The 1,579-nt window shown below is 57.3% G+C and carries 2 protein-coding genes and 1 pseudogene; 2 read left to right on the top strand and 1 reads right to left on the bottom strand.

What is annotated here, in order from left to right; all coding sequences use genetic code 11:
• Nucleotides 1–34 precede the first annotated feature (34 nt).
• Nucleotides 35–301: pseudogene (locus J2847_RS35020) on the top strand (TniQ family protein); the annotation flags it as partial.
• 45 nt (nucleotides 302–346) lie between these two features.
• On the top strand, nucleotides 347–964 hold the full coding sequence (locus J2847_RS34495; RefSeq protein ID WP_233474985.1) for a hypothetical protein: 618 nt from the start codon (nucleotides 347–349) through the stop codon (nucleotides 962–964).
• A gap of 122 nt (nucleotides 965–1,086) precedes the next feature.
• Here J2847_RS34495 and J2847_RS33835 read toward each other — a convergent pair.
• A partial coding sequence (locus J2847_RS33835; protein ID WP_209783106.1) for a hypothetical protein occupies nucleotides 1,087–1,579 on the bottom strand: 493 nt, incomplete at its 5' end.

The following is a 1,579-nucleotide window of genomic DNA, read 5'->3' as shown; positions in this document are numbered from 1 at the left end:
GACCACCTCTTGCGCAAGGGACGCCGCCCTGGGGGTGGGGCATGCCCCACCCCCAGGGCGATCAGCGAATTTCCACCACATTCGTGGACGCTATCCTTTCGTTGCCTATGTCTGCGGGCATGAAGTGTTGTTTCCCGCCGCCTTGAGACAAGTTCCAGACCTGCCAAATGGTTGGCGGCCCTGGCTGGATCGCAAAAGGCTGGCCGCTCCGCTCGCTTGTCCATGCTGTGTGCGGGAGGATGCGGTACCTTACAGGCGCTTGATGTGGTGCCTGCCGTGGATGTCGAGCTGTCCGCAACATGCTGTTCAGTTGCAGCCTTTATATATCCGGCCGGGCCGAACTCCCATGGGCCTGGAAGACCCTGCCATTACAGTAGCGTTACCAGAAGTCGTCGCACTTGATCAGCTGACTTGGCAGGCTGTCGAGGACGGTGTAGTCGATCTCCCATACCGACGGGTTCATGGCGGGATGTGGCTGCGCCTGTTGCGTACTCTCCTCGACGAGTTGAACGTCGTCGGAAAGAACCTTGGCCAGTATCGGCGTGTGGTTGCTCCGATTTGGCGGGCGCAGGGGCTTGAGTTTCGCCAGGGCTTTCGTTTCCATTGGCAGCCCTTCGAGGAAATGACGTCGGAACGGCAGGTGTCACTGCTCCATCTGGCGGCTGTCGCCGTGGACTTGCTCCGTAATAAACGGATCAAGGCGGCTGGCGTGCATGCCCAGCTTTTCCAGCGGTTGCCGATCTCCGGCAGTGATTTGCCTTCGGTAGCGCAGATCCCGTCTATTGCAGAGGTAGCCCGGAAAGTGGTGGCGGTTGCTCAGAAGGACCCGGCCCAGGCAATAGCCCTGTATCATTTCCTGCTGAGCGTGAAACGCACTCATGAGCACAAGGACAAAATCGATAGGCTGTTCCTTGATATTGGCATTCCACTTCCAAAGGAGGGAACTCCGCAATGGATCACTTAAACTAACTTATCCATCGTGATCAGGTTGTCCGATTTTCTTCCCTTTGACAAACAACGTTCAAAATGGCGACTTTGCGCCCCGATCGGCCATTCGGGACGGCCGCAGAAATCCGGTAAGCTGCCCTAAACGAAATCGAGAACTGAATGCAGCACCGTAACTGGCTCAAGCTCAAGCGTGACACGCGGATGATCGGAAACGAGAGCCGACCGGCCACGCGACATTTGAATGTGGCCGCTGCGGGTGGATGATGTTCCCGATGAAAGAGAGGTGGCAAGCGTTGAAATCCATGTCGAGGGCTGCGAATAGGCGTAACCCAGCATCCCGGCCGCGAATTCACGCGAGTAAGGTGGAGACCTGTCGAGGAAGCAACCGATGCCCTCGGCGGCCATGTAGCGGTTGGTGATGTCCGCAGTAGTACGAAGCGGTTTTGCCTCTACAACAAATTCGGCGGCGAACCCAGCTTCAAATTTTTTCTCAAAGCGAAAGTCCGCCTTGGATTTGCGGATGCCATGACGCTCATCTGTAAGCGTTACGAGCGCCCCCTTCTTCCCGAACCGGGTTCCATGATCGAGATTGCGTGCGGGCTTACGGGACGCGGAGGGTACGATGGAGGAT

It is taken from the genome of Azospirillum agricola (assembly GCF_017876095.1).
GTDB classification, from domain to species: domain Bacteria; phylum Pseudomonadota; class Alphaproteobacteria; order Azospirillales; family Azospirillaceae; genus Azospirillum; species Azospirillum agricola.
This window is presented reverse-complemented; position numbering and strand designations above follow the sequence as displayed.

Coding starts and splice junctions, on each gene's coding strand:
- J2847_RS34495 (WP_233474985.1), top strand. CDS start 347: ATGGGCCTGGAAGACCCTGCCATTACAGTAGCGTTACCAGAAGTCGTC.